The organism is Dactylosporangium sucinum (genome assembly GCF_014647515.1).
Classification (GTDB): domain Bacteria; phylum Actinomycetota; class Actinomycetes; order Mycobacteriales; family Micromonosporaceae; genus Dactylosporangium; species Dactylosporangium sucinum.
Genome location: NZ_BMPI01000154.1, coordinates 3,867 through 4,178, shown reverse-complemented (window position 1 = coordinate 4,178; position 312 = coordinate 3,867). Strand labels below are relative to the sequence as shown.

Annotated in this window: 1 protein-coding gene; it reads left to right on the top strand. The window is 70.2% G+C overall.

Annotated features, from left to right (window positions below; genetic code table 11):
- The coding region (locus IEZ31_RS55380; protein WP_190258228.1) for an acyltransferase domain-containing protein at nucleotides 1-312 on the top strand (312 nt) is incomplete at both ends.

The window sequence follows — 312 nt, the reverse complement described above, 5'->3', positions numbered from 1 at the left end:
GCGACGTTCCGGCAGTTGGAAGCCTGGGGGCTGCGGCCGCAGCACCTCGGCGGTCATTCGATCGGTGAGCTCACCGCCGCGTATCTGGCTGGGGTGTGGGATCTGGAGGGTGCTTGCCGGATTGTGGAGGCCCGTGGCCGGTTGATGGCCGCAGCGCCCGCCGGTGGGTTGATGGCTGCGTTGGAGATGTCGGAGGACGAGGTTCGGCCGCTGCTGGTTGAGGGGCGGGTGGGTCTGGCGGCGGTGAACGGGCCGCGGTCAGTCGTGGTGTCCGGCGACGCCGATGCGGTCCGGGAGTTGGTCAAGGACCGC